This window comes from Bradyrhizobium sp. ISRA442, assembly GCF_038085055.1.
Taxonomy (GTDB): Bacteria; Pseudomonadota; Alphaproteobacteria; order Rhizobiales; family Xanthobacteraceae; genus Bradyrhizobium.
Genome location: NZ_JALGCN010000052.1, coordinates 1 through 4,246, shown reverse-complemented (window position 1 = coordinate 4,246; position 4,246 = coordinate 1). Strand labels below are relative to the sequence as shown.

At 59.4% G+C, this 4,246-nt stretch carries 2 pseudogenes; both read left to right on the top strand.

Annotated elements, in window-relative coordinates:
* Positions 1–113: pseudogene (locus MTR72_RS40090) on the top strand (tripartite tricarboxylate transporter permease); the annotation flags it as partial.
* Positions 114–703: 590 nt separating this feature from the next.
* A pseudogene (locus tag MTR72_RS40085) lies at positions 704–4,246 on the top strand (hypothetical protein); the annotation flags it as partial.

Below are 4,246 nucleotides of genomic sequence, written 5' to 3'. Positions count from 1 at the left end.
GGCGATCGCGGCGTCCTTCATGGGCTACAACCTCGCCAAGCGTTTCGCAAAAGAACCCCGCAAGCTTCGGCAAAGGCCGCATCGAGGGCGTGTTCGCGCCGGAAACGGCTGCGCTGATGGGCCGCTTCGGATTGAAGCAACGGGGGACATCCGCTCCGTCAACCTGTCAGTGAGACCGCTGCCCGAAGGGAGGTATTGCCTTTTGCCTGCCGCTTCGGACAACCCAATCTCGAAAACGTGAAGGGGGTCAACCAGCCCCTTGGCCCGCTATCTAGTCGGGCCAATTGGTGACCCGCCGCCGCTAGGTCGTGGTCTTACAGGATAGGCTAGGACTTGGTTTCTACTGGCGGCCGCTTTTCTTCCACGGTCTGCTCGTTGGCCAATCCGCGAGACCGAGCGGGGCGCTCCACCAACGGCGCGCCACGGTTAGTGACTTCGGGATATCCGCATCCGCTCACTAACATAGGCTAACAGGGGACTCCCTCCAGGTTTTTTTTCTGACCCGCGACAGATTTTCCGATTCGACTTGCCGGTCGCGCGCGCGCTGTACTCATGGCGACACCCAGAGCGTGTAAATCCACGGATGATCCGTCGGAGAATACGTTCGGAGGTGGTTTGTAGAACAGATGTTGCGCGGACGTGTCAGTTCGGCGCCTCACCGCATGGCGCTCCAGCTACATATTTATTTTAAGGGGTCACAAAGATGGCCACCATCATTGGCAACCTGATTACCCTCGACGGCCAATTCACGGACTGGCCGGCCACCGATTCCCTGATGACACCGGATAATTTCGTTGCCGGCTATCAGGTGTACGGCGCCCTCCTTAATGACACCACGCTGGGGAATACATACGTCGTCGGCATCGACGCAACCAGCGCTACTGCGGTTATAGACGTCGGCACCACCATTTATCTCAACACGGATCAAAACACGGCGACGGGCTTTAGCCCAGCCGGAGCCGTGGGCGCGGAATACGAAGTGCAGTTCTCCACGTTGGGTGGCACGCTTGCGCCCTATCTGTATTCGCTCACAGCCACCGGAACCCCGACGCTGCTCAACGGCGGTGCACCGCTGAACTTTGCACTATCGAGCGACGGCAGAAGCGTCGAACTGGCCATCCCTCAGTCACTGATTACCCCGAGCGGCGGGACGGCACCGCACTCGATCAGCTTCGCCTACCTGAGCAACAACGGCGCAGTCGCACTGCCCAGTAGCTTTAGCAGCCCCGAATACAACATCACCGATTCCTCGACACTCGTCCCTGTCGATCACAGCGTGAAGAAGGTCGCGATCGTCTATTCCGCGACGACTGCTGCGCTCTATTTCGGAGGCGGTGATGCAGGCAAGACTGCATATGCGGACCTCTTCATGGCTGCGCAACAGCAAGCGCGGGCCGCTGGTGTGTCCTATGATATCCTCACAGAGGCCGACCTGACCAACGTGGCGAAGATGGCGCAATATAGTGCGCTGATCTTCCCGGATATGCAGAACGTTCAGAGCAGCCAGGCTGCGGCCATCGAAAGCGCGCTCCACCAGGTCGTCTACGATTACCACGTTCCGATCATCACGGCCGGTCAGTTCATGACCAACGATCAGACCGGCGCCGCCTTTGCGGCGCCCTATGCCGCCATGCAGTCGCTACTGGACCTAACTCAGAGCTCGTTCGGCACCGCGACCTACTCCGTGACGGCAGATCCGACGGCGCTTGCCAACCACAATTCAGTGGTCTCCGGATACGCTCCGGGAGAGTTGATCGGAGGAGCGAGCGGACAGTTTGCCGGCACGACGGCCGGCCTCTACACGAACACTGGTTATCTTACTTTTTCCGGCGTCACCAAACCCGCAACGGTTCTCGCGGACATCAATATTCAAGGCGGCGCCTCGGTCGCAGGCGTGGTTCAGACCACCACGGGCGCTACCAACACGCATTTCGCCACCACCGGCCTGCTGGGCGACAGCAATCTGCTGCAGCACGCGATCCAGAATGCCGTGTTTGGCACCACGCCGAGCCTGACGCTCGACATCACGCGGATGGCCGGCATTGTCGATTCTCGCACCGACCTTGATCAATCACAATTTCCCGCTGACGTCTCGCCGGCTGGCAAACCCGGAATCTACGACGTGTTGCTGCCGATCCTGCAGCAGTGGAAGCAACAATATAATTTCGTCGGCAGCTACTACGCCAACATCGGCGACAACGCCAATCCTGCCAACGGCAACACCACGAATTGGGCGGTGTCCGCCGCCTTCTACAAAGCGCTCATCGCGATGGGCAACGAGTTCGGAACGCACTCCTATACCCATCTGATCAACCCGCCGACCGTCGATGCGAACGGGAATCCGATCCCGGCCGGTACCTGGGATGAGAACACCAATACGCTCTACCTCACACCACCCGCAAATGGCTCCGCGCCGAACTGGACGTTCGCCTATGAGTTCGGGCAGTCGAAGACAATCTTTGAGCAGCAGCTCGGCATCACGCTTGCTGGTACAGCAGTCCCAGGGGCCAACGACACCGCAGCAACCGCGCACCAGATTTTGCAGTATTTCCCAACGGCGGGTGGGTTGACCGGGTATGTCACGGGCGGATGGACGGGCGTCGGCTCGGGCTATCCGAATGCCTTCGGCTACATTAGTCCCGACGATACAAATTCCGTTTACATCGCTCCGAACATCACCTTCGATTTTACCGAAATACAATTCGACAAAAAGACTCCTGCACAGGCCCTCGCAGATTGGGAGACGCTGTTCAACCAGCTTTCCGCAAATTCAAATACACCCGTGATCGTATGGCCCTGGCATGACTACGGGCCGACCGACTGGAACACCAGCGGCACGAGTACAGATCCGGGCTACACCACGGCAATGTTCACGAACTTCATCGCCTACGCGTTCAACAAAGGCTATGAGTTCGTGACCACGGAAGATCTCGCTGCGCGCATCGCTGCGCAGCAGAAAGCGACGCTTTCCGAGACGACCAGCGGCAACGTCATTACCGCCACCATTACACCCGATCCGACCGCTCTCGATCTCGGTGCGATGGCCTTGAACGTGACCAACGGCGGCAGCCAAGTCATTCAAAACGCGGGCAATTGGTACGCCTACGACAGCAACAGCATCTTCCTGCCTTACGGCGGCGGCAGCTTCACCGTCACGCTCGGTGCCACGCAGGATGACGTCACCCATATCGACGCACTGCCAATGCGCGCCGACCTCAAATCGGTAACCGGCAACGGATCGAATCTTTCGTTTTCGATGACAGGCGACGGTGTCGTCGGCATTCACGTCAAGACGCCGGGCACAAACATCGTCTCTATCCAGGGCGCGCCGACGGCCACCTTGAACGGAGCTGACCTGTCATTGACGTTCAACGACGGCGCCCTCGCGCTATCGTCGACCTCGCCGCAAGGCGCGCCGGTATTGCACAATGTGACGATTACGGATGGCGCAACCGCGGTTGAGACCGCTGGCAATGACATCATTTTCGGTGGCTCCGGGACGGCCGACACCGTCACGTGGACCGGTGCGGAAAACAACTACGCCATAACCTACAATGCGGCGACGCAGACCTTCACCGTGAGCGACAAACGCGCCGGTTCACCCGACGGCACGGATACGGTGACAAGCATCGAGAACTTCAAGTTCTCGGATGCAACATATGCGAGCTCCAACTTCACGTCGGCGCCGGTTACAATCGAGTCGTTCGGCTCAACGAGCCTGCTCCAGCAGGGTAGCTACTACGAACTTGGCATTTCCGGCCCGATGTTGAAGTCCGGCGGAGCGCCGGCGGTGAGCGGACACTTGGTGGCGATCGGAGCGGAGCAGACGGCGAGCGGGTTTGACGTCGCCTGGAAGGACCCTAGCGCGGACAGTTATACGGTATGGACCACCGATGCGAATGGCAACTTCCTGACTAATCTCGTGCAGTCGGTCTCCGGTACCACCGTCGCCCTGGAGACCCTGGAGACTACCTTCCACCAGGACCTGAACGGTGACGGCACGATCGGGCTGACGACTGGGGTCACGACCATCGAGTCGTTTGGCTCGATAAGCCTGCTGCAGGTTGGGAATAATTATGAGCTCGGCAACTCTGGGCCCATTCTGAAATACAATGGCGCGCAGGTGGTGAGCGGGCAATTTTCGTCCTGGGCTCCCATCGGTGCGGAGCAGACCGCAACCGGTTTCGACGTTGCCTGGAAGTGGGCTGGAGCTGACCTCTACACCGTCTGGACCACGGACGCGAAC